Genomic DNA, 25368 nt, shown 5'->3' on the forward strand with positions numbered 1-25368 from the left:
CTAACAACAAAAAAACGAAGGAATCTATGCCTCGCGGCTTTCTTCCTTCGTTTTACGGCACGGCCATTAAACTTATTATTAGCATTATCAAACTACACATCTTGGACAAAAAGCACCGCTAATAATAGTTACCATCAAATTTTCATTTTAATAGAAATGACCTGATCGCCAGTATGTTCAAAGCTGGCCTTGTCGAATTTTGGAGGTCCGAAAGTTGCTTTCGCATCATTCGAAAATCCGTATTCTTCATCGGGCAACCCGTTTGGTTTTCTTGCCATCTGCATGTTGTTGTCTTCATCGTGTAATGCCGCTATGGCAATCACTCCAGAAGGAATGTCCTCAAAATCCACCTCAGCATTTCCGTTTTTTATTTCGGCCTTCGCACCTTTAAAAGCCTTGGTAGCGTCAAACGGAAAGCCGTTTTCGGTCTTATACAGACCAACCAACACCGTTCCTTTGTCGTTTCTCATCCCCGTCAAGGTCACTTTTAATGAGCCGGATTTTTCTGTTTTTCTAAAGGAAATGAATGTCAATAAAGTCATTAAACACAGTAGATATATCTTCACTTCCGTTTACTAAAACAATAAAAAAATCGTGCCGCGGACGTGAAATTTTAAAATGTGGAAATGTGAAAATTTGAAAATTCTTTGGGTCAATCATGTCTTCAGGAAATCAGTTATTCTGTTATTCGGTTGTTCATTTGTGGCCAGACATCTTATCCTTGATTGAACTTTCGTTGCGTCGCACACTTCAACTGTTGTAACGCTATGGAACTTAGGGTTTGCGTGCAACGGGATGATATTTTTTAGAGATGTTTTTGTTCGACAGGGCGAATGCGATTCGCCCTACTTGAGCTGTCATTTTCAAATTTTCAAATCTTCAACTTTTCAAATTAGCTTTGGTCTATGTCAGGTACCATACTAATAATCGACGACGAAGACAAACTACGGCACTTGTTTGCACGTATAATCGGATTGGAAGGATATCATGTGATACAGGCAGAGGATTATAAAACTGGTTTGCAATTGATGCAAAAACACGCAGAGATTGACATCATCCTCACCGACGTAAAGCTCCCCGACGGCAACGGCATTGATCTTGTGCCGGAAGCAAAAAAGTATTTGCCTGCCGCTGAAATTATCGTCATGACTGCTTTTGCGACCATTCACGACGGCATTGAAGCGATGAAACGGGGTGCCTTTGATTATTTTGTAAAGGGTGACGACAACGATAAAATCATTCCCGCACTCAGCCGCGCCATTGACAAAGTGCAACTGCAAAAGCAGGTGTATAGCCTGCAGGCGAAGCTGAATGTTCATTATAGTTTCGAGCAGATCATAGGAAATTCACCGGCAATTCAGAGTGTTATTAAATTGGCGAAAAAAGTTGCCGGCACAGATACCAATGTTTTAATAACGGGTGAAACGGGCGCCGGCAAAGAATTGTTTGCTCAATCCATTCATTATAGCAGCGAAAGAAAAAACAAAAATTTTGTCGCCATTAACTGCAGTGCATTTCCAAAAGAGTTGTTGGAAAGCGAACTGTTCGGACATAAGAAAGGGGCATTCACCGGAGCCGACAGAGATAAAAAAGGGCTCTTCGAAGAAGCGCACCAGGGCACACTGTTTCTTGATGAGATAGGAGAGATGCCTGTCGAATTGCAGGCAAAATTGTTGCGTGTGTTGGAATCGCAAACTTTCACAAAGCTTGGAGAAACGAAGCCCACAACCGTTGATGTGCGTATCGTTGCCGCTACGAATCGCGACCTGCAAAAAGAAATAGATGCACAAGGCTTTCGTGCTGATTTGTTTTACAGGCTCGCCACGTTTGTTATCAATGTTCCATCGCTTAATGAAAGAGTAGAGGACATTGACGCACTAACAACTTTTTTTATTCAACGATTTGCTGCTAAAACAAAAAAGATAATCAAGGGCATTCAAAAAGATGCCTTGTTACTGCTAAAAAATTATCGTTGGAAAGGCAATATCCGCGAGTTGAGAAACGTAATTGAACGTGCCTGCATTCTTTGCGACACGCATCAAATTACATTAGATGATCTTCCATTCGAAATCGCGCATCCGCATACAGAAAGTGCATCGCCTCTGTCATTAGACGAAGTCGAAAAATTACACATTCAAAAAGTACTTTCTCTCACTAAAGGAAATAAAACAAAAACCTCGGAGTTGTTGGGTATTGGGTTGACAACGTTGTACAGGAAGATGGAAGAGTATGGAATTTCGAATCAATGATTAATACGGCCGTCCCAATATAATTTTCCTGTCGCGTGAAAAATAATCACGAAAAAAGCCAAAACGAAAACTCGCTTTGACTTTTGACTTTTAAATTTTGAATTTCTAATTATCTTATAGTTTCATCAAGCGCTGGTAAGATTTCTCTGTACCATTGATTACTTCCAGGATATACAACCCAGTCGCTAAATTAGCAGGAGTGTTAATTACCTGTGTTGCAGAACCAGTCAATGTTTTAACCAATATAACAACTCCCTGGTCATTATACAATTTCGCAATTACGTTGCCGGATTTAACGTCGTTAAGCTTCACTGTAAAATGATCAGTGAATGCAGTTGGATAAACAGCAACAGAAGAAGAAGATGCATTGTTGATCTTAACAGCAACAACCGCACTGTAAGCAACAGGAGCATCGGAAGAAACGAGTTTCAATCTGTAATAGTTTACACCGCTTGATGCGTTATAGTCTGTATAAGAATAGTTTTGAACCAATGAGTTGTTTGTTGTGGAAGCAACAGTTTTGATGTCTTCAAAATTAGAACCATCCACGCTATGCTGAACGATCATCGCTTTGCCATTAAGCTCAGAAGCTGTTGACCAGCGAAGTTCTGCTGTATTACCATTTGCAGTTGCCGTAAAGCTTTGCAAAACAATTGCTAAGGTTGTCACGGTACCGGAGCCACTAAGCGGATTTGGATTAAAGGTTGCGCCTTGGGGCTTGTCCACAATTACTTTTCCGCCTGCTTGAATAGTAAGGTCGCCTGTGTAGTTGCCTGATGCGATATACAATGTACCACCAGATTGGACTGTAAATTTTTTAGCTGTATTGCCGGTTACGCAAACGACAACACCATTGCCAATGTTCATGTTAGAATTACCGTTTGAAGGCGAAATTGAACCTTGAGGACAGGTTTGTGCAGATGCGGAAAAAGCTGAAGAAAGAGCAAGAGCTACCAAAGCAAATGCTTTCATTGTACGGAAGTAAAATTTAGTCATATGTGGTTTTAATTTTTAAAAGGGATCGATTACATAGGCCATTAACGGGAATATGTATCCCAAAATGGAATCTTTACATGGAGGAAAAGGTTTAGTTTAATTTGGTTTGGAGTAGGATATGAAGACCGGATATGTAAAAACCACAAGCTTTTAATACCTCTTTAAATGAAGGCTAATCAGCAGGTATTGGATTGGAGACAAAATTGGGTAGATAACACAGCCCAATAGGTGCGAATATATAATGTGCTTTTTATTTTGCAAAATAAAATTCAATTTATCGTCTAAGTGTTTACACCTAGATGTCCAATAATAACAGGCATTTGCGAGGTATCGTGAATATTTCAAGCTATCAAAGCAACGTGGTTGCCCACCCGAAGTGGTACAATTTGCAGAAAGCCGGTGTCGCGAATACACGCCACATGAAGTGTTTGTAATGGACATTTGCCAGTGTGGTGATGACTATTATATAGTCGAATGTGGCTGCATGAATGGCGCTGGATTTTACAACGCAGATATTGATAAGATTGTCAAGTCTGTTACGGAGCATTTCGCATCCCATAGAGACGCATGAAAATGCGTCTCCGCCCCATGCGCCCGAGACGCGTTCAACGCGTCTCTACAGATGCGTAACGTTCGGCATTGGCATTTAGTATTCAGCTAAAAATAAGAATGCGGCCCGAAAGCCGCATCTTATTTTCCTATTGCGAGTCTAAATATCCTCTGCTTCATCATCCTCCGCAGTTTCATCCTCATCTGTGACTTCTTCTGCTTCCGGAAGATCGAGGTCCTCACCAAAACGGTCCTTCACAAGATTTGATTCTTCCAACGGGATTCCTTCTTCATCGGTACGGTCGAGTGCTGCGGCACGGACGGCAGCCTCATCTTCATCTCCGGGTGTTTGAACTGCAGCTTTCTGCAAAAGCTTACGCTCCGTTTTACTTACATTGCTTTCATTGAATGTATCTTCTTCTTCTTCAAACAAATTACCACCTTCTTCATCTTTGGAGGAGATGGTTGTATCTCCATATTCGCCAAAACGCGGGACGTGTATATGTTCCTGGCCCGGTATATCTTTTACATCCGGCAAATCGATAGTTGTTTCTTCTTGCTCCATTTCCTTCCTGTCTTTTTCACTATCGGGTAAATCTTTACCCGCATATTTATCTGCCAGTCTGTTATCGCTTGTATCTGGTGCTTTTGCTGATTGTTTTTTCATGACACAGCTATTTAGAGGGTATGCTAAAAAGTTGTGCCAAGGCGTTAAACGAATTAATAATTAATAATTAAGAATTAATAGAGTGTCAACTATCCCTTTGTAGCTTCCTATTTGTTGAAGGATCAGGAGTGCCTTTTTGTAACTTGTGTGTAACACTATTAATTATTAATTATTAATTGGATAGCAACCTACTTGCTATCCAACGCTTGATCTATCACCTCCTTAAACTGCAAATAAACGTCTCTTTTTTGCTCGCCAAGAAGGCTTTTGGTGAAAATAATGCAGGCATAATGTCTTTTGAGGTCGATATACGGCCATGTGCCGAACAGGCCCGGACAAGCCAATACAGTTGGTTTGCCGCTTTCGTCTGCTTCCTGCACCCACGCCCCGAGCGCATAGTTGTAGCCTTGCGCTACTTTAGGAGCGTATTTGATCATTTCCTGCGTTGTATAAGCTTTGCACATCAATGCAACGGACTCTTCAGATAAAATGCGTTTGCCGTTGTACATGCCTTTGTTTAGCAGCATTTCCTGGAATATGAGGTAATCTTTTGCGGAAGATTTTGCTCCGCCGGAAGGGTCCACTGCATTTCCATTATCATCCTGGAAAGTTGTTTTACGCATGCCAAGCGGTCCTGTTATTCTTTCTTTCACCAATCTTTCAAAAGGCTTTTTGGCCACTATTTCACATACTCTCGCTGCAACGTCCAGTCCTACGTTTCCATAGAAGAATTGTTTGCCTGGCCTGTCCACGATGTCTTTTTTTGCAGCAATTGCATTTACTTCATCTTCCAGGGAAGTATACTTTTTCTTTTCTGCCATCCGTGCAAGAATGCTTTTGTCGGACTCAATTCCGGTTGTTTGGGAAAGACAATCCTTGATGCGGATATTTCCTTTACTGTAAGAACCGAATGAAGAAAGGTATTTGCTCATCTCGTCATCCAGCGAGATTTTTCCTTCATCTACAAAAGTCATTACAACAGCTGCAGTTATCCATTTGCTGCAGCTTGCAACCGGTTCCTGCGAATCTTCTTTCATTTCACCAGTTACACTTTTGTAAATAAGACTGTCCTTATACACGAGCACCACGGCATTTTCGCCCAATATCTTTTGATTGCTTTTGATGGCGTCATCAAGTGCTGAGAAGTTGTAAGGCGATGGAAGTGGCGCATCCTTTTTAGGTTTGGTTTGGGCACCGGCAAACTGAAAAAATAGCATGAAAATCAGTCCTGTACTGCAATAACGTCGCATGTTGTGTGATTTTTGTGACATATTTACTTGGGATTAAAACCTTTCTTTTTGTTGTATGTTTTTTGATAAATAGAAGAACGTGATGATCAATTTAAAAGTATGTAAATCAAATGTGAAAATCAGCTGATTGGCATTTTTTTTAAATGGTCGTGAAAGGTTAAACGTGGATCGTGAATATATTCCGGTTCATCAGGGCCTTCGAAATCCAGCCACCATTCATGTTTGACGATTGACGTACATGATTGACCATTCACGAAAAACCGCGCATGCTTCCGGCAATCCGCCGGAATATTTAAACATGTGCGGCCCAAAAAAGAAAGGTTATGAATTTGAACAATTTTACCATCAAGGCACAGGAAGCAATTGCACAGGCGCAACAACTGGCGTTTAACAGCAACAATCCCAACATTGAAACCGAGCATTTGCTGCAGGCTTTGTTGAAGGACCAGGATTCACTGATAGAGTTCCTGTTGAAGAAAAACAACGTAAACATAAATTTCGTTGAAACAAAGCTGAATGAGAGCATTCAGCGGTTGCCAAAAATGCAGGGCGGTGAGCCGGCACAAAACATCAGCAAAGACGCTAACAACGTGGTATTGCGTGCAGGTGCCGGTTTAAAAACTTTTGGTGATGAGTTTGTAAGCGTCGAGCATTTGTTGCTCGCCATTTTGCAGGGCAACGACAATACAGCAAAACTGTTAAAAGATGCAGGTCTTACAGAAAAAGGTTTGATTGCTGCAGTGAAAGACCTGCGTAAGGGATCTACTGTGAATTCCCAAACACAGGAATCACAGTTCAATACTTTGAACAAATATGCAAAGAACCTGAACGAAATGGGTCGCCAGGGCAAACTTGATCCTGTAATTGGCCGTGACGAAGAAATAAGAAGAACGCTGCATATTTTGTCGCGCCGTTCTAAAAACAATCCGCTGCTAGTGGGAGAACCGGGTGTTGGTAAAACGGCTATAGCAGAAGGTTTGGCAATGCGCATAGTAAACGGCGATGTACCAGAAAACTTAAAGAGCAAGATTATTTACGCCCTCGACATGGGCCAATTGATCGCAGGCGCAAAATATAAAGGTGAGTTTGAAGAAAGATTGAAAGGTGTTATAAAAGAAGTGAGTACCAGCGATGGCGAAATCATTTTATTTATAGATGAAATTCACACACTCGTGGGCGCCGGCGGCGGCGAAGGCGCTATGGACGCTGCCAACATTTTGAAACCGGCTTTGGCCCGAGGTGAATTGAGAGCGATAGGAGCAACGACGCTGAACGAATACCAAAAGTATTTTGAAAAAGATAAAGCACTTGAGCGTCGTTTCCAAAAAGTAATGATAGAAGAACCTTCTGTTGAAGATGCGATTTCTATTCTCAGAGGTATTAAGGATAAATATGAAACGCATCACCATGTGCGCATTAAAGACGAAGCGATCATCGCGGCAGTAGAATTATCGAACCGTTATATTACGGATCGTTTTTTACCGGACAAAGCAATTGACCTGATAGATGAAAGTGCTGCGAAATTGAGGCTGGAAATGAATTCCATGCCGGAAGAACTGGATAAACTGGAAAGACAGATCCGTCAATTGGAAATTGAAAGAGAAGCGATCAAACGTGAAAACGACGAAGAAAAACTTAAAGAGCTGAATACGGAAATAGCGAATCTTTCCGTAGAACGCGATACTTATAAAGCTAAGTGGAAGGAAGAGAAGGACCTTGTAGAGAAAGTGCAAAATGCGAAAGCAGAAGTGGAAAACCTGAAGCTGGCAGCTGATCGTGCAGAACGTGAAGGTGATTATGGTAAAGTGGCCGAAATACGGTACGGCAAAGTGAAGGAACAGGAAAAATTGATTCAGCAATTCACAGATGAATTGAATACGATTAGTCAACATTCAAGGCTGATGAAAGAAGAAGTGGATGCAGATGATATTGCTGAAAGTGTGGCAAAAGCTACAGGCATTCCTGTATCAAGAATGATGCAGGGAGAGCGTGAAAAATTGCTGAACCTGGAAGATGAATTGCATAAACGTGTGGTAGGACAGGAGGAAGCAATTACGGCTGTGGCAGATGCTATAAGAAGAAGCCGTGCCGGATTGCACGATCCTAAAAAACCGATTGGATCATTTATTTTCCTTGGTACAACGGGTGTAGGTAAAACAGAGTTGGCGAAAGCTTTGGCAGATTACCTGTTTGACGACGAGCATATGATGACAAGAATAGACATGAGTGAGTACCAGGAAAAACATACCGTAAGCCGCCTGGTTGGTGCGCCTCCGGGATATGTGGGTTATGATGAAGGCGGGCAATTGACAGAGGCAGTGCGACGCAAACCTTATAGCGTGGTGTTGCTGGATGAAATTGAAAAGGCTCACCCGGATGTTTGGAACATTATGCTGCAAGTGTTGGATGATGGCCGCCTGACTGATAACAAAGGTCGCGTGGTGGATTTCAAAAACACCATTATCATTATGACGAGCAACATCGGAAGCCAATTGATACAGGCCAACTTCGAAGATGTGAATGAAAGAAACATTGACGACGTAGTAGACAAAACGAAAGACGAAGTGATGGACTTGTTGAGGCAAACAATAAGACCTGAATTCCTGAACCGCGTTGATGAGATCATCATGTTCCATCCGTTGTTGAAAAACAACATCAAGGGAGTCGTGAAGATCCAGCTTAACAGTTTGAAAAAACTGGTCGCGCAAAGCGGCGTAGATCTTGAATTTAGTGACTATGCGTTAGAATACCTCGCTGAACAGGGTTACGATCCTCAGTTTGGTGCGAGACCCTTGAAGAGGCTCATTCAAAAACAAATCGTTAACCCGCTGAGTAAAAAATTACTCGCCGGCGATGTAGACAAAACGCATCCTGTTCTGGTCGATGTATTTGACGGAGTAGTGGTCTTTAGAAATGATGTAAAAGAACCCGTGAGATAATACATGTAGAGCCGCCGGATAGGCGGTTTTGCTTTTTAAATAAAATAAACTGAATAACTGAATGGACTGAATAAACTGGGTGGTTGACGGTCGCAGTGTTTGATTGAATATGAACATTCAGTCTACTCAGTTATTTAATCATTAAAAAAGGAGCATGGCTATGAAGCAAAAAGAAACGGTTGAAATTATAGAACCGAAAAATGTGTGGACGGGTGATGCCAAAGCACCGTTAAGCCTTGTGATGTTTGGCGATTATGAAAGTGATGAGTGCATAAAGGCGCACGATGTGGTTAAACAATTACTTGAGGAATTCGAAGGAAAACTCAGGTTTAATTATCGTCACTTTCCTTTAACGCAAATACACCAACGCGCCCACAAGGCCGCAGAAGCTGCAGTGGCAGCAGCCCAGGAGGGAAAGTTCTGGGAAATGCATGATCTGTTGTTTCGTTATCACCGCAACCTTGGCACTATCAGCCTGAAGGAGCATGCACGTGATGCAGGTGTAACAGACAAAAATTTCTTACCCAAACTCGTGGACTCCGTATATGGATGGACGGTAAGAGCTGACCTGCTGGAAGGATTAGATAAAGGCGTTAAAGACGTGCCTACATTTTTCATCAACGGCGAGCTTTTCACAGAAAAGCCAACGTTTCAAAACTTAAGTAAAGCGTTGGAAGCAGCGCAAAAATCGAAAAGAAAGAAAGCCGCATAAGCGGCTTTTTTTTATTTGAAAATTTGAAAATGTGCTAATTTGAAAATGCTTTCAGTGCCTCAGATTGATTGATTAATGCCAGCCCTAAAGGCGGACAGCTTTTAAAAGTTTCTAACCGCTAATCCTAACGTCATCGATTGTAGCCAGGCTTTTCCAATAATATCGGATTTGGATTCGCTCTAACCCACGTCACGGCCAATTCGTGTAAACGGGAAAGCTTTTCTTCATCGCAATAGTATCCTTTGGACACTTCTGTTGAAAGCAAACGAATTTCATTCATATTACTGTCTTCAAGCGGAATTCCTAAACTGACATATGTTGTCAACGCACTTAGCATTTTTTTATAATTGCTGTCCCAATTCCCACCGCCGTTATTTAATATCTCATGGCTTACCCGGCCCGTGATACGAATTACTTCTCCCTGAATAGTTTTTGCTGGCCCGGAGGCGGGGACCAGCAATTCCCATAATTCATTGTGTTGATCTTTCCAATTGTTTGTAGTGACTTGAATTAGGGAAATTCCATCATGCGTTATTCGCCTTTTAACAGGCTCTACTTTAAATAATTGATATAATTTGGCTAATCCTGCTTCAGTAGCTTCCAGGTAGTCCTTGTTGAATTTATCCATGTAGAACTCAAATCCTTCGCCAATACTTGCCACAGCTTTTTGCATTTCTTCTGTTACGGGTGTTCCTGCTTCCAACAACATTTGGGAGATTGTAGCGACATTTTCAATATCTGCGTTTTGCGTTTGTTTTAACGCCAGTAGTAATGGTGTGGCTCCCTGACGATCTATAGCCAGAACATTTGCTCCTTTTTGCAATAACATTTGTACCGTAGAAGGACTAAATGCGTTAGCTGCAGCTCTATGTAAAGGACTACATCCGTTATTATCAATGGCCGCTATATTAGCGCCTAACTCTATCAGTATGTCGATGTTGCCTGTGCGCATACTGGCTTGTTGGTGAAGAGGTGTTAAGCCATACGTATCTCTGGCTTCAATATCCGCGCCTTCTGACACAAGCCAACGTACCAGTTCTTCTGGAATGTTAAAAAAACCTAACGCAGTACTTCGCGTGTATCCTGCCACAGCATTCAAGTCACATTTGTCGAAAACCCTTTTTAACTCATCAAGGTCGCATGCTTCAACAAGTTGGTCAAAGTCCCTGGGAAGTGTTGCTCTTTTTTTAGCCATAGCCAAAAATAATTATGCTTTAAATAAGTTGTGTGCTTTTTACTTGAACCAGTATTTTTTTCTCAGTGCCAGAAGTAACACCTCTTCATTTTCAATTTTCAACTTTCAATTTTCAATTTCACAACACATTCCTATCCATAGTATGGTCCTCATTATAATCATCAGGCGTTTTCAGCCCATGATCGGGCAGACCTTTTTTGCGGCGCTCGATACTAAGTTTCATATCAAGGTCGGTCTCCTGATGAAATATTTCTTCTTCGATTTTATTGGTCTTCTCATTCTTTTTATCGACCTTTTTTTCTTTCGGGAAAGACTTCTTAGACATACAATTTTTTTATTTAAAATTTAGCAATCGTTTGACTTTACCACTTTAAAAATTGTACCCAAACAGCACTCCAACCTGCGCTGTTAGTGGCGTTTTTTATATTATATATTTACAAACAAGTGCCGTAGTTTGTTTGCAACGCAAACGGCTCATTATCAGTATTTTTGAATTAATAATTAAGAATTAAAAATTAATAGGTTGCCTGCGAAATCGATTGCAGCATTTTGTGAGCGCCTTCACTCTTCGCTAACATGTCGAATAGTACTTGACAAACATTGTACTGTCGGCAATTCAAACAAACCTTTTAATGACGCCCTATTAATTATTAATTATTAATTCGTATTTGTTTCCTCATATACAATATTTTGCAGCAAATTCCTTTTAAATAAGCAGTAATTTTAAATATCTACGTTTTATAGGCATTGCCTCCGGCAATATTGCGCAATTATTTAAACCTTGTATGAAGCAACTGCTTATCGTAATATTGATTTCCCTTGCGGTGTTATCAGGCTTTGGCCAAGTGCCCTCGGCAAAAAATATTTCGAATCTGCGGAAGAAGACAATTACCGTAAGCGGTTCAATCGTACCTTTTGATTCACTGAGTATTGTCCCCAATAGCGTTCATATTTTAGGTGTTCCTGATAGCAGCTTCACGGTAGATTTTGTCAATGCTACTTTAGCGTGGAAACAAAAGCCACTGATAGACACACTCGTTATGGTGTATCGCGTCTTTCCGGCCAAACTAAACGCAGTCGCGAGTCACATGCATTATGATAGCCTGATCAATTTCTTTCTGGCAAAACCTTACATAACAGGCGAGGCAGATAAAAACGCCAATAACTTTTTCAACTTTGGCAACCTTACTTACAATGGTAGTTTTGGACGAGGCATCTCTTTTGGAAATAGCCAGGACGTGGTGGTTACCTCAAATCTTAACCTCCAGTTAAGCGGATATTTGTCAGACAGTATTCAGATTCTCGCTGCGATCACAGATAACAATATCCCCATTCAACCCGATGGTACAACGCAACAACTAAACGAGTTTGACCGTGTTTTTCTTCAGTTTAAAAAGAACGGTTGGCAACTTAGTTTGGGAGATATTGATCTGCGACAGAACAAAAATTATTTCCTCAGCTACTATAAACGCTTGCAGGGAGCCACATTTGAAAACACAGGCAAGCTTGCGCCAAACATTACGAACACTATATTGGTTAGCGGCTCGATTGCCAAGGGGAAATTTACACGAAATGTTTTCCAGGGGCAGGAGGGAAACCAGGGACCGTATAGATTACAAGGCGCCAACAATGAATTCTATTTCGTGATTTTGGGTGGAACGGAAAAAGTGTTTCTGGATGGACAACTCCTGCAACGCGGCGAGGACCAGGATTACATTATCAATTACAACACAGCTGAACTAACCTTCACGCCAAGGCGAATGATTACCAAGGACAGTCGTATACAGATTGAATTTGAGTATGCCGACAGAAATTACCTGAACACAAATTTGTACTTATCTAACGAAACGAATTTTAATAACAAACTCAAACTGCGTGTAGCCGCATACAGCAATGGTGATGCGAAAAATTCGCCGATCAATCAATCGTTGGATAGTACACAAAAGCACTTTCTAAATGCCATAGGCGACAGTACCAATCGTGCATTTTATCCTGTTGCTACGCTCGACACATTTAGTGCCAACAAGATATTGTACGCCAGGATCGATACGGTATTTAATGGCCAGCATGATAGTGTATATGTTTATTCTATCAATCCGGATAGCGCCAAATACAATTTGTCGTTTACTGAAGTAGGTACAAACAAAGGAAACTATGTGCCTGATCTAAATGGCGCAAACGGAAAAGTGTACAAGTGGGTAGCGCCTGTCAATGGTGTACCGCAGGGAAATTTTGAAGCCGCGAGTTTTTTAGTTACACCGAAAAAGCAACAGGTCGTTACAGTGGGGGCAGACTATAACATATCGAAATATACAACCGTTACCGGTGAAATGGCGTACAGCAATTACGACGTCAATTTGTTTTCCCAAAAAGACAAAGGCAATGATAAAGGGTATGCAGGAAAATTTGTGATCAAAGATGTTCACCCGTTAAGAAGTCGGGCCGATAAAAAATTGCAACTCGTTTCCAATGCAGGAATTGAATGGGTGCAGGCACAATTCCAACCGGTCGAAAGGTTGCGAAACGTAGAGTACACAAGGGATTGGGGGTTGCCGTTGGTTACCACACCAGCCACAGAAACGATCATCACCGCCGGAACGGAATTGCAGGACAAAATGAATAACAGGCTGCGCTACGATTTCAACTCATACACCAGAAGCGACGGCTTTAACGGCATTCGAAATATTCTTACACAACAGCAGGATATAAAAGGTTTTCGTTTTAATAACCAGATAAACCTGACGAACTCCGTTTCGTCCACTGATAAAGGTTATTTCTTTCGACCGACTCTTGATGTTTCGAAATTGTTGAGGGCGATGCACAATTATGTTATTGGTGCGAGTTATGCGCTGGAACACAATGAGATTCGCAACAAAATTTCCGACACGATCAACGGCAATAGCTTTTCTTTTCAGACCATTCAGGCTTATTTAAAATCGGATGTAAGCAAGTATAACAAATGGGGAATAACTTATTTTAACCGCACTGATTCTTATCCCTACGGAAAAGACCTTAAACGTGCCGACAGAAGTAACAACATCAACGTATTTGCAGATCTGTTAAAAAATCCAAAGAACCAATTACGCGTGAACGCGACGTATCGGAAACTGGACGTACTACAAAAAGACATCACTTCCCAAACCGCCGATGAAAGTCTGCTTGCAAGGGCAGAGTACCAGGCAAACGTCTGGAAAGGTTTTGCCTCCGGCAATATTTTATATGAGGTTGGATCCGGGCAGGAACAAAAAAGGGACTACGCGTACCTTGAAGTGCCTGCAGGACAAGGACAGTATACATGGATCGATTATAACAACGATGGTGTGCAACAGCTGAATGAATTTGAACTGGCGCAGTTCCAGGACCAGGCAAAGTACATTCGCATATTTACGCCAACTAATCAGTTTGTAAAAGCAAACTATAACACGTTCAACTATAGCGTTTCGATAAATCCACGTTCGATCATTGACCCGAAAAACAGGCATGGCTTTAAAAAAATATTGTCGAACATTAACTTTCAGTCATCACTGCAGATCTCGAAGAAAGAAATTGCACACGGGTTTATTAACTTGAATCCATTTGCGAAAGCAATCAACGACACGTCATTACTTACGCTGGCGAACGTGTGGTCGAATACATTTGCATATAACAGGTTCAGTTCCAAATGGGGCTTTGATATAACCAATCTTCGCAACAATGGAAAAGCGTTGCTTACATATGGATTAGAAAGTCGCCAAACGGCAGAGTGGGGTTTCAAGCCGCGCTGGAACATCACTCGTAAAATCACATTGGATGCGAACTTTAAGACAGGTTACAATCGCCTGACTACAGAAAGCAACAAGTTCGACAATAGAAACTACAGCATTGATCAGTATTCCGCAGAGCCGCGAATTACATTTACACAAAGCTCCACCTTCCGCATTCTTGCCAGTTACAAATACCTGAATCGCCAAAACCAGATTGGCGACAATGAAAAATATAATTCCAATTCGTTGAACTCAGAAGTGAAATACAATTTGCTGCAAAGCACATCCATACAGGGAAAATTTACATTCAACCAGATTAAATATCCTTTCCCTACAAACACCACGGTAAGCTACACAATGCTTGATGGTTTGCTGCCCGGCAAAAACTATTTATGGACATTAGATGTCACAAAACGACTGGCAAACAACCTTGAAATAAACCTCCAGTACGAAGGCCGTAAACCAGGAGATGGAAAGACAGTGAATATAGGGAGAGCGAGTTTGAGAGCGCTATTGTAATCAATTTGAAAATTTGAGAATTTGAAAATTCTTTTGGTGCGGCTTTTTCTATTACCAGAAACAGGTCGCTAGGCAAGACCCAGATCCCTTGTTCCTCGGGATGACAAGCTGACTCATCTAATGCATCGGACATTCAAATGTATAAACGAGAAAAGGCATCCCAAGTGAGAGAGTTTTTTCAAGTAAAACAACGACCGCTTGTCATCCCGAGGAACGAGGGATCTGGGTGACCGCAACTACAGACTGCACCAAATGAATATTTTGCTCCAGCCAATTGAGCAAAAAAAAAGCCGCCACAATTGTGACAGCTTTTTCAAATTCTTTCGTATTCATATTAGCTAAACAAACCGCCTTTTTTCAAAGTGCGAACGCCTTCGCCAATTTTGAAACCATTGTTGTAGATTTCAATTTTGTAATCGCCGCGTTGGAAATCGCTGTTTTGTTTCCATGCAAACTGAACATTTTTCTTTTTGCCAGCTTCATATTCTACAGGCACTTTTGCTGTGTAAGGTTTTGAACCCTCATCACGTGTTTCAAACGTGCCAGAACCCAAAGCTTCAACCGAAACCGGTTTGCCATCAGGACCAGTGATTGAAACATAAATATCAGTGTTGCCAGACTGTGCAATTCTGTTATCTACATCGAAAGCAATAACCAGTTTGTCTACTCTTTTTGCAGTAGTAGTTACTTTTTCTTTACCGTTGCTTTTTTCGTTGATTGGAGTGATGGTGATGTTTGTTGCGTTCAATGTAGAAGCAACGTCTACTTTCTTAGCCAAATCTTCTTTAGCTGCGTTGGTAGAAGCCAGGTCAGTTGTCAACTTAGTTGTTTTCTCTTTTTCAACGCCAAGATCAGTACCAAGTTGTTTGTTTTCCTGTGTAAGACGTGCAACTTCTTGTTCAAGGTTATCGATCTTACCGTTCAATTCGCTGATCAATGATTTTGCTCTGCTAAGTTCAGCAGCAGTTGCATTTTTCTTGTTAAGAATGCTGCGGATTTCACCTTTCATTTTAGCGATCTCGCTATTAGCAGAAGAAAGCTGACCCTGTAATTGGTTATTGCTACCTGTTATTGAATCCAGACGTGCTACAGACGCATCATAGTTTCTTCTAAGGTCTGCTTTTTCGTCTTCAACTTTAGTAATAGTTTGCTGATCTGCAGTGTGTACTTGTTCGTTCTTATTGTTGTTCCACAATAAATAACCCCAAGTGCCGATCAAACCAAGGGCCAACAAACCGATGATAAGGCCACGATAATCTTTCTTAGGTGACTGACTTGGAGGAGTTGCTGATGGATAATTTGTGTTACTCATTTTGTTATTATTTTTCAGGATTTAGTGAATAAACGAAAAACTTTTGGTTAAAAACTTTGTTCAGCTTTCCTTTTTCCAAAACCATGCCAAAAAATATGACTCCCTGAAACTCAATGCCACTAAGGGTTTGGAGAAAAATATTTTCATAAGAGTTTCCACCTATGAAAGTTCGCCAATAAAAGCTGAAATTGCAAACGCTTTTACAAAACAAAAATTATGTCTGCAGATAAAATAGTTCAGGATTGGAAACAGAAGAAATTCGGACCGGTATATTGGCTGGAAGGGGAGGAAGATTATTATATTGACAAGGTAGTAAACTATGCCGAACATCACATCCTGTCTGAATCTGAAGCCGGTTTCAACCTCACTGTTTTTTACGGACGCGACGCAAACTGGGCAGACGTTGTAAATGCCTGTATGCGCTATCCTATGTTTGCAGACAAGCAGGTGGTGCTCTTAAAAGAAGCGCAACAAATGAAGGATATTGACAAGCTGGAAAACTACATTGAGAGTCCGCTGAAGTCAACTATTTTTGTGGTGGCCTATAAAGAAAAAAAAGTTGACGGGAGAAGCAAGCTGGCAAAGTTATTAAAGGATAAAGCGGTTTTGGTTACTACCAAAAAGATGTATGAGAATCAACTTCCACAATGGACAAATGAGCTTGTAGAATCCAAAGGCTACTCCATATCACAAAAAGCTTTAATGTTATTGGTCGATCATATAGGAAATGACCTTAGCCGTATTAATAATGAAGTTGAAAAACTACTGGTAAATCTTTCGCAACGAAAGAACATCACGGAAGACGACATTGAAAAATACATTGGGGTAAGTAAGGAGTATAACGTTTTTGAATTGCAGAATGCCATAGCCAAAAAAGATCTGGGCAAGGCAATGAAAATTTTGCAATATTTCGAAGGTAACCCAAAAGCCGCACCTATACAGTTAGTGCTGCCTTCCATCTACAACTTTTTCAGCAAGCTATATATATTACATGGCACGGCATCTAAGGATGAAAAATCTGCTGCTGCAGCGCTTGGTGTAAGTCCATTCTTTGTAAAAGACTACCTCGCAGCCGCCCAAAAATTCAATTACGAAGCCACAGAAAGGGTGCTGCTCTTGTTACACGACTACAACTTAAAAAGCCTGGGGATTAATGATGCGGGGACCAGCGACGCTTCGCTATTAAAGGAAATGATTGTGAAAGCAATGCTTTAAGTAATTTGAGAATTTGAAAATATGCTAATTTGAAAATTCTTTTAGTGCATCATTCATGAGTAATTCAAAACTGATTGCATTGCGAGAGAAATGAATTAATTGGAGACAAACACAGAAAGCATTTTCAAATTCCCATATTTTCAAATTTTCAAATTTTTTGTTTACCGAAGGGAAACAAAAATCCCGCCGAAGCGGGATCTCTATGAACAGGCAATCGTTCTCCTTCGCAGGAATGTTTTTATAAGCAAAAGCTGAATAGTTGGCCTTTTTAGATCAACTAGGGGTTAAATGTAGAGATAATTGACAAAAAAACAACAGAAAAATAACTTTTTTTTATTCTTTTTTTTCTGTTATAATGCTCTTAAAACCCCTATACAAGTACTTGATAATGTCCGAAGGTAATAGGGTTTCGAAACTATTGAATTGCAATGCCATATCTGCCGAAAGGCCATGTAAATAAACACCTAAAATCGCCGCATTCAAAGCGCTGTATTTTTGAGCCAATAAACCGGTAATGATCCCGGTTAACACATCTCCGCTGCCGCCTGTCGCCATTCCCGGATTTCCTGTATTATTAAAAAATCCTTTTGCTCCCGGAGCTGCCATAAATGTATTGTGTCCCTTCAAAACGATTACGCAGTTATGTTTTGAGGCCGCATGCTGTGCCTTTTCCATTCTCACAAAATCGTTGGGACTTTCGCCAAATAAACGGTCAAACTCTTTTGGATGTGGCGTAAGGATTGTTTGTGCTGGTAGTTGTTGCAAGAGTGCTTTGTTTTCCGCAATGATGTTCAAAGCATCGGCATCTATCACCAACGGTTTTTTCAGTTGCAGGATAGCAGGCAAAAGCGATTTCGTTTCATTCTCTAGGCCAATGCCGGGACCAACGCCGATTACATTGTATTTCGAAATATCATCAGGAATTGAAATAATGCAATGTTCGTCCTTATCAATACTCACCATGGCCTCATGCGTGGATGTTTGCATAATATCAACACCACACTTTGGAAGGTGGACGGTTAACAAACCAACACCGCTTCGCAAACAGGCTTTCGCGGCCATCACCGCAGCGCCCATTTTACCATAACTTCCTGCCATCAGTAATGCATGGCCGAAGTTACCCTTATGGCTAAACGAAGTTCTTTTTTTATAGATGGAACGAATGAAAGTTTCATCCGTCATTTGGAAGAAAGCGCCTTTGTGTTGCTCCAGATAATCTTTGTGTAAACCGATGTCGAGTATTTCAATTTGCCCTGTATATTGGCCATTTTCAGCCATTACAAAAGCAGTCTTGTATACCTGGAAACTCAATGTATGCGCGGCTTTCACCACGGTGTTTCCCTTCGAACTTTTATCGGTAAACAATCCGCTGGGAATGTCAATGCTGACAATTTTGTTGCCACTATTGTTCATGAAATCAACCAGATCCGCTACAATGCCCTCCAGCGGCCGGTTGAGACCAGAGCCGAACAAAGCGTCAATGATGATATTGCCTTTGGGTGTCGGATGAAAACCATTGTCCTGTATGAAAACGATCGGCACATTGCATTCATGCAAGCGCTCAAGATTCACCTGAAAGTCATCCGTGCCTTTGTGGCCAAATTCCAATATATGTACAGTGATCTTGCAGCCGCGTTGAGAAAGCATCCTCGCAATGGCCAGGCCATCGCCGCCATTGTTCCCTTTGCCACAATAAACGGAATAATCAAAATGCAGCCAGCCTTTCTTCTCGATCCATTCCGCACAAGCTTCAGCGGCGCGTTCCATCAAATCAACAGAAGCCACCGGCTCGTGCGCAATGGTATACGCATCCCACTCCCTAATTTGTTCAGCAGACAAGATTTGCATAATTGAAAATTATGCAAACAATTTGAAAACGGGAGCAATTTGAAAATATGAAAATTTGAAGATTTGAAAATAGTGAAGTTGCATCGGTTTGCACAATTTGAAAATTCAAAAAAATAAAGACTCTCACTTGTCATCCCGAGGAACGAGGGATCTGTGACTGGCACTAACAGCCCGCCGGCTCATCACCCAGATCCCTCGTTCCTCGGGATGACAAGCAGTCTTTCGCGATTGTTGTACGGTTATTGAACGATTTGGAAATTTGGGAATGCAGTAAAATAAAAAGGGACCTCATTACTGAAGTCCCATTTTAATTTTGTATCGAGCAGATCAAATTCTATAGAAAATCTCGCGGAGAAATTATTTTCAAATTTCCATATTTCCACATTTGCCGTTTACGGCGCACCTTCTTCTTCAAAGTCCCCGTGTTGCTGATAGTCGCCGAACATATCAGCCAATTTTTTTGACTGGTAGATTCTTTTGTTGAATTTGTTTCCCAGCACAATGATGGTCGCGTGTTCGTCGATCAGGCGGATAAAGGCAGTGTTGTTACCGTGCCACCAGCCGTTGTGGTACAATAGTTTTTTACCATTGTCCAAAAAAGTCATGCGCCAGCCCAGTCCGTAATTTCTTTTACCGTTCTTTTCAAAACTGTATGGCGAAAAGGCGCTGTCAAGCGTTGCCTGCTGGAAGAATTTACCTGCATACAAAGCCTGATCCCATTTCAACATGTCGCGAACAGTACTGTAGACATTTTTGTCGCCATACACGAGATCAAGAAATTCGAGTGGAAATCTCCTGTTGTTATATTCAAACGACGGCATTGCGGTTAGCGAGTCGCTGATGTTGTACACGTAAGTGTCGTTCATCTGCAAAGGCTTGAAGAAGGTCGTACTCAGGAAATCAGCGTACTTCATGTTCGACACTTTCTCAATAATAAGGGCCAGCAAAGCATAGTTGGTATTGCAATACGCAAAATGTTTGCCCGTAGCAAATTGCAATGGCGGGTGCATTGTGTAAAGTGTACTCAACACATCTTCATTTGTAACCAGTTTGCGTTTATCCCAATGGTAGCTTTCCAGGTAGTGTACATAATTTGGCAAGCCACTGCGGTGTGTCAGCAGCATTTTTACAGTAACGCCCGGATAAGGGAAGTTGGGGAAATATTTTGTCAGATCATCTTCCAGGCGAAGACGGCCATCCTGCCAAAGCTTCAAAGTAGCCATTGCCGTAAAGGTTTTGGACACCGATGCAAGGTGAAATGCCGAGGTGCTGGTAATGGAGTCTTTCTTTCGCTGCGGATCTATAAAGCCAACATATTTTTCCAGAACCACCTGACCATCTTTGGCCACGAGGTAACTTCCATTTATATCTTTTAACAAAGAGTCGAAGAAATGTTTGGCTGTATTATGATAACGGTCGTATTCTGCTTTGGGTAGCATATTAACGGCAACGGTGGCAGAAGAATCAACAACTGTTTTGGTTACCGGAGGTTTTTGAGACTGACTGTTACAGGAAAAAAATGCCGATGCGCCGGCTATGGTTAGTATTAAAAATAAGTTCTTGTTTTTCAAAAGGAACATTGATCAGGTTAACTAATGATTTTTCTCTGAAAGTGGGCAAATATAAAATACACTTGCTACTGACAACCTAAAGACGAATAATTTTTAAATTTATTTTACAGAAATTTACAATTGCAAAACTAAACCAGCCAAACGACGAGCTGTTTCGATATTTTGCAATTTTTTTATTAAAAAAGGCATTTTTGATGAATTTACGGACGGATTACCGTTTTTAACCTAAAATAATTCATCTTTGCAACAGTTTTTTTAAATATCATGTAACATAATGGACAAAACGACTAGCTATCCCAAAGAGAAGATCAATGTATTGTTCCTGGAAAACATCAGCGATAAAGCTGTAAAACATTTTAAGGAAGAAGGTTACAGTAACACACGAAAACTCTCCGGCGCCCTTTCTGAAGAGGACCTGATCAGAGAAATTAAAGATGTACACCTACTCGGCATCCGCTCGAAAACTCAAATCACCAAAAAAGTACTGGAAGCAGCGACCAAATTGCAGGCAATTGGCTGTTTTTGCATTGGCGTGAACCAGGTTGACCTGAAGAGTGCCAGAGACAATGGTGTTGTAGTGTTTAACGCGCCTTACTCCAATACACGCTCGGTTGCAGAACTGGTTATCGGTTTATCCATCATGCTCATCCGTCGCATCATCGACAAAAACAAAGCGGCACACGAAGGCATCTGGATGAAAGACGCCAAAGGAAGCTTTGAGCTACGTGGTAAAACATTGGGTATCATTGGCTATGGTAACATCGGTACGCAGGTAAGTATTCTTGCGGAAGCCCTGGGTATGAACGTAATTTTTTACGATGCGGTAACCAAATTGCCTCTTGGAAATGCTATTGCGAAAAAAAGCATTAAAGATGTGGTAAGTGAAGCGGATGTAGTAACACTGCACGTTCCAGAGAACAATTCTACCAAAAACCTGATCAACAAGAACGTACTAAAGCAATTTAAAGAAGGTTCTATACTTATAAACTATGCAAGGGGAGAAGTGGTTGACCTGGATACACTGGCTGATTGCCTCAAAGAAGGCAAATTATCCGGTGCTGCGATCGACGTTTATCCTTGGGAACCTGAGAAAAACGGGGACAAATTTACCTCTCCACTCCAAGGTTTGCCTAATGTGATCCTCACTCCGCACATCGGCGGTTCTACTGAAGAGGCACAGGAAAACATTGGTGAAGACGTGAGCAACAAACTGTACCAATACCTGGAAATGGGAATTACCAATGGCTCACACACTGTACCGCCATTAGCTTTGCCACCACAGGAAGGTACTCACAGAATCCTGCACATCCACAAAAACGTGCCGGGCGTATTGTCATCTATCAACACTACACTCAGTCAGCACAATATCAACATATTGGCACAATATTTAAAGACAAATGATGAAATTGGCTACGTAGTGCTTGACGTTGACAAAAAGATTTCCGGCGAGGCCTTCAACCTCCTGAAATCTGTAAAGGACACGATTAAAGTGAGATTGTTATATTAAAAATATATACGACCTTTATTGAAGAAGCTCTGCCATGAAAGGCGGGGCTTTTTTTTATGTGCTGAAGCGTGGCAATTTGAAAATTTGAAAATTTGAATATTTGAAAATTCTTTTGGTGTGACTTCACTTATTAATTTGAAACAACTTGCCCTGCAAGAATGAATGAAAATTGCAAGGAGTGATGCACAGAACGCATTTTCAAATTTTCAAATTGCCCCGTTCACAAGTTTCAATTATTTCTGAAAACTTTGTATATTTGTAATCAAAATTATTTTATGAAACTGGTAATATTAGGTGGCGGTTTTGCGGGTTTGAGACTGGCAAGGAAATTAAGCAACCAAAAGGGCATAGATGTTACGCTGGTGGATAAGTTCAACTACCACCAGTTTCAACCTCTGTTTTACCAGGTTGCTACGGCCGGCCTCGACGCCAGCAATATATCGTTTCCGCTTAGAAAGGTTTTCCAAAAAGCCGACAACGTGCATGTGCGCCTTGCGGAAGTGCAACAAATTGTTCCTGATAAAAATATTGTGATCACCAACAATGGTGAAATTGATTATGACGTGCTGGTGCTCGCAACCGGTGCGAGTACCAACTTTTTTGGTAATGAAAACATCGCCAAAAATGCTTTCCCAATGAAGTCGACTGTGGATGCCTTGCAGATCAGGCACCGTCTGCTTCAAAACCTGGAGGATGCTCTGTATGTAAAAACGCCTGAAGAATTGGAAAGGCTATTGACGATAGTGGTAGTGGGTGGTGGTCCTACAGGTGTGGAAGTTTCCGGAGCCATTGCGGATATGCGCAACTTCGTTTTGCCGAAGGATTATCCTGAACTGGACTTCAGGAAAATGAAGATCTATCTGATCGAAAGCTCTCCAAAAACGTTGGGCGTAATGAGCGAGAAATCCAGCAAGCAGTCGCAGGAATATCTGACTGAGCTTGGCGTTATCGTTAAAACCGGAACCCAGGTAAGTGATTATGACGGTAAAAAAGTGACGCTTAAAACAGGGGCGACCATTCCCACGGCAACTGTTATCTGGGGTGCCGGTGTAAAAGCCAATGTTCCCGCGGGTACCGATAAAGCAACTGTTGTAAAAGGTGGCAGACTTCAAGTGGACAGATACAATAAAGTGTTTGGCTACGAAAACATTTATGCGGTTGGTGACATTTCTTCTATGGAAACGCCTTTGTATCCTAACGGTCATCCACAATTGGCGTCTGTTGCGATACAACAGGCGAAAAATCTGGCGAAGAACTTTATCTGTTTTGCGAAGAAAGGCTCTTTTGAGAAAGAGTTTGAATATGTGGACAAGGGTTCGATGGCAACTATTGGTCGTAACCTGGCGGTGGTTGATCTGGCAACGCCGAAGGTTCACTTTAAAGGATTATTTGCCTGGATGGTGTGGATGTTCCTGCACCTTATGCTCATATTGGGCGTGAAGAACAGGTTTTTTGTGTTTATCAACTGGTTGTATAATTATTTGACTTTTGATCAGTCACTACGCTTGATCTTTAATGAATTTGAAAGACCGAAAGATCCGGAGGAAGCGCCTGTAGGTGTGCATGAGGTGGCGAAAGTTTAATATTTCGGTCTTTACAATTCACCACTAAGGCACTAAGGGCACTAAGTTTCACTAAGAGAGGTCTAAATTTAAAACAACCCTTAGTGAGACTTAGCGCCCTTAGTGTCTTAGTGGTAAATATTAGCGACTACACACTGACGGTCTGTTTAAAAAGAATTTTCCTCACCAAATGGAAGAGATTAATGTATGTGAGTTTTGTATACACCGCTATATTCTTCAACTCAATATTCAACACCTTTCTCAAGATCAAATAGAATCCAAGGAAGGTGATTGCATTAACTGCGAATGTTGCATACGCAGCGCCCATCAATCCAAATTGTATCAGGCAGAAATAAGTGATTGCCGTATTAAGGATCATCAAAGCTACATTCACTAAAAAGTTTGTTCTTGGTTTGCCAATGGCATCGACGGTATGTCCAAAGTTGAAAATGAACGGCCGAATAAATGAAGAAATTGCCATCAACTGCAAAATCGGAATCGCCGGATAATATTTGGGACCGGCAATAATCATCACCACAAATTTGGGGAAAACGAAAATGAACAACCCGATCGGAATGATTAAAGCGGTTAGCGTGGCTACCATTCTTTCAAAATAATACTTCACTTTGGCATTGCCCTCCAACTCACTTGCCTGGGCATTTTTAGGAAACAAAATATCAGCGGCTGCCGTGGTGGGAGAGTCCATCATGTTGCTTACACGGGATACCACGTTATAATAACTTACCGCATTCACGTTGATATTGTTCATAATGTTTGCCGTTACCAACTGGTCAACAGAACGGGAAACATTGGCAAAAAGAGCTGTCCCGAAAACAAATTTCCCAAAACCCAGGAGCTTTTTTATTACGGCCGAATTGTAAATCAACTTGCCGCTTAAATAAGGTCGGCATTTTATGTACATATATATGTCTGCGCCTACCACTCCTAAAATTTGCACCAGCAGAAGATTATCAAATGTTATGTATGCCGGAAAGAAAATAGCACCCAATAGCATATACAGGAAGAAGGATCCCTGCCTGATCATGTAAGCATAAAAGTTTAGCTGGAACTGGAAATTGGCCTGCAGAATAATTTCATAGTGATTAAACGGAACCAGCGCAATAAATAAAAAGCAGCTCCAGTAAAAAAGGTTTTCCAGCGGCGGAGCCTTTAGAAAATGAGCGAACCATCCTCCGCCAAAAACTATGGCAAGGATTACTAATAAGGTGCAGCTTGCGTTGATAAACAGCGAAGATGATTGTACAATCGCCTTGTTATCTATAAACTCAACCGAGTGCAGGTATTTGATAAACGCATTTCGAAGAAGTCCGCCCTTCGTCAATTCGATGGTGGCAGTAGTTACGGTAAATAGTGACCAGTAGTTCATTTGCACCAGCGAATCGCCTTTGGCAAAAATACGGGCAAGAAGAATGTAAGAGATAGCACCAAAAAAGACCAGTGAAAAACGCATCATGATCGAGAAAAACATAGAGTTTAACCAGAACGATGACTTGACAGCTTTAATGATTCGCAA

17 protein-coding genes are annotated in these 25368 nt (G+C 41.3%); 7 read left to right on the forward strand and 10 right to left on the reverse strand.

The genetic code is table 11. The features are described from left to right. Nucleotides 1–134: 134 nt before the first annotated feature. Nucleotides 135–542: a DUF2141 domain-containing protein gene (locus tag QJ048_RS11660; protein ID WP_282334528.1), complete on the reverse strand. Its 408-nt coding sequence runs from the start codon at nt 540–542 to the stop codon at nt 135–137. Between the two features lie 363 nt (nt 543–905). Between QJ048_RS11660 and QJ048_RS11665 the strand changes: the two genes are divergently transcribed. Further along, the gene (locus tag QJ048_RS11665; protein WP_282334529.1) at nt 906–2249 is read left to right on the forward strand and encodes a sigma-54-dependent transcriptional regulator; all 1344 of its coding nucleotides are present in this window, start codon (nt 906–908) and stop codon (nt 2247–2249) included. 114 nt (nt 2250–2363) lie between these two features. Here QJ048_RS11665 and QJ048_RS11670 read toward each other — a convergent pair whose 3' ends face one another. The 3 genes from QJ048_RS11670 to QJ048_RS11680 form a co-directional block, all read right to left on the reverse strand. Beyond that, entirely contained in the window at nt 2364–3245 is an 882-nt protein-coding gene (locus QJ048_RS11670) for a T9SS type A sorting domain-containing protein (protein ID WP_282334530.1), read from the reverse strand. Between the two features lie 709 nt (nt 3246–3954). Further along, on the reverse strand, nt 3955–4461 hold the full coding sequence (locus QJ048_RS11675) for a hypothetical protein (RefSeq protein ID WP_282334531.1): 507 nt from the start codon (nt 4459–4461) through the stop codon (nt 3955–3957). A 188-nt stretch (nt 4462–4649) separates the two neighbouring features. Beyond that, entirely contained in the window at nt 4650–5711 is a 1062-nt protein-coding gene (locus tag QJ048_RS11680) for a serine hydrolase domain-containing protein (protein WP_282334532.1), read from the reverse strand. A gap of 323 nt (nt 5712–6034) precedes the next feature. Here QJ048_RS11680 and clpB point away from each other — a divergent pair, with 323 nt between their 5' ends. Both clpB and QJ048_RS11690 read left to right on the forward strand, forming a co-directional pair. Next, a complete protein-coding gene (clpB, locus tag QJ048_RS11685) occupies nt 6035–8650 on the forward strand; it encodes an ATP-dependent chaperone ClpB (protein ID WP_282334533.1) in 2616 nt (871 codons plus the stop codon). Nucleotides 8651–8804: 154 nt separating this feature from the next. Then, the gene (locus QJ048_RS11690; RefSeq protein WP_282334534.1) at nt 8805–9362 is read left to right on the forward strand and encodes a DsbA family protein; all 558 of its coding nucleotides are present in this window, start codon (nt 8805–8807) and stop codon (nt 9360–9362) included. 130 nt (nt 9363–9492) lie between these two features. Here QJ048_RS11690 and QJ048_RS11695 read toward each other — a convergent pair whose 3' ends face one another. After that, complete coding sequence (locus QJ048_RS11695) at nt 9493–10557, reverse strand: ankyrin repeat domain-containing protein (RefSeq protein WP_282334536.1); 1065 nt, start codon at nt 10555–10557, stop codon at nt 9493–9495. Nucleotides 10558–10675: 118 nt separating this feature from the next. After that, nucleotides 10676–10882, reverse strand: a complete 207-nt coding sequence (locus QJ048_RS11700) for a hypothetical protein (RefSeq protein WP_282334538.1) — start codon at nt 10880–10882, stop codon at nt 10676–10678. Nucleotides 10883–11342: 460 nt separating this feature from the next. Here QJ048_RS11700 and QJ048_RS11705 point away from each other — a divergent pair, with 460 nt between their 5' ends. Beyond that, entirely contained in the window at nt 11343–14819 is a 3477-nt protein-coding gene (locus QJ048_RS11705) for a hypothetical protein (protein ID WP_282334539.1), read from the forward strand. Between the two features lie 334 nt (nt 14820–15153). On the opposite strand, the gene QJ048_RS11710 is transcribed toward QJ048_RS11705, so the two are convergent. Next, nucleotides 15154–16131, reverse strand: coding sequence for a coiled-coil domain-containing protein (locus QJ048_RS11710; protein ID WP_282334540.1), 978 nt, complete (start codon nt 16129–16131; stop codon nt 15154–15156). 216 nt (nt 16132–16347) lie between these two features. Between QJ048_RS11710 and holA the strand changes: the two genes are divergently transcribed. After that, nucleotides 16348–17346 (forward strand): DNA polymerase III subunit delta, encoded by a 999-nt coding sequence (holA, locus tag QJ048_RS11715; protein WP_282334541.1) that lies wholly within the window; start codon nt 16348–16350, stop codon nt 17344–17346. A 333-nt stretch (nt 17347–17679) separates the two neighbouring features. Here the strand turns inward: holA and QJ048_RS11720 are convergent, their stop codons facing one another. Together QJ048_RS11720 and QJ048_RS11725 are read right to left on the reverse strand one after the other, a co-directional pair. Further along, on the reverse strand, nt 17680–19194 hold the full coding sequence (locus tag QJ048_RS11720) for an NAD(P)H-hydrate dehydratase (protein WP_282334542.1): 1515 nt from the start codon (nt 19192–19194) through the stop codon (nt 17680–17682). Between the two features lie 392 nt (nt 19195–19586). Beyond that, nucleotides 19587–20774, reverse strand: coding sequence for a serine hydrolase domain-containing protein (locus tag QJ048_RS11725; RefSeq protein WP_282334543.1), 1188 nt, complete (start codon nt 20772–20774; stop codon nt 19587–19589). 265 nt (nt 20775–21039) lie between these two features. On the opposite strand from QJ048_RS11725, the gene serA reads away from it, so the two are divergent. Beyond that, nucleotides 21040–22272 (forward strand): phosphoglycerate dehydrogenase, encoded by a 1233-nt coding sequence (gene serA / locus QJ048_RS11730; RefSeq protein WP_282334544.1) that lies wholly within the window; start codon nt 21040–21042, stop codon nt 22270–22272. A gap of 275 nt (nt 22273–22547) precedes the next feature. Beyond that, on the forward strand, nt 22548–23855 hold the full coding sequence (locus QJ048_RS11735) for an NAD(P)/FAD-dependent oxidoreductase (RefSeq protein WP_282334545.1): 1308 nt from the start codon (nt 22548–22550) through the stop codon (nt 23853–23855). 127 nt (nt 23856–23982) lie between these two features. On the opposite strand, the gene QJ048_RS11740 is transcribed toward QJ048_RS11735, so the two are convergent. Further along, nucleotides 23983–25323 carry an oligosaccharide flippase family protein gene (locus tag QJ048_RS11740; RefSeq protein WP_282334546.1) on the reverse strand — a complete coding sequence of 447 codons (1341 nt, stop codon included), beginning with the start codon at nt 25321–25323 and terminating at the stop codon, nt 23983–23985. Nucleotides 25324–25368: the final 45 nt, after the last annotated feature.

It is taken from the genome of Pinibacter soli, from assembly GCF_029961145.1.
Lineage (GTDB): Bacteria > Bacteroidota > Bacteroidia > Chitinophagales > Chitinophagaceae > Pinibacter > Pinibacter soli.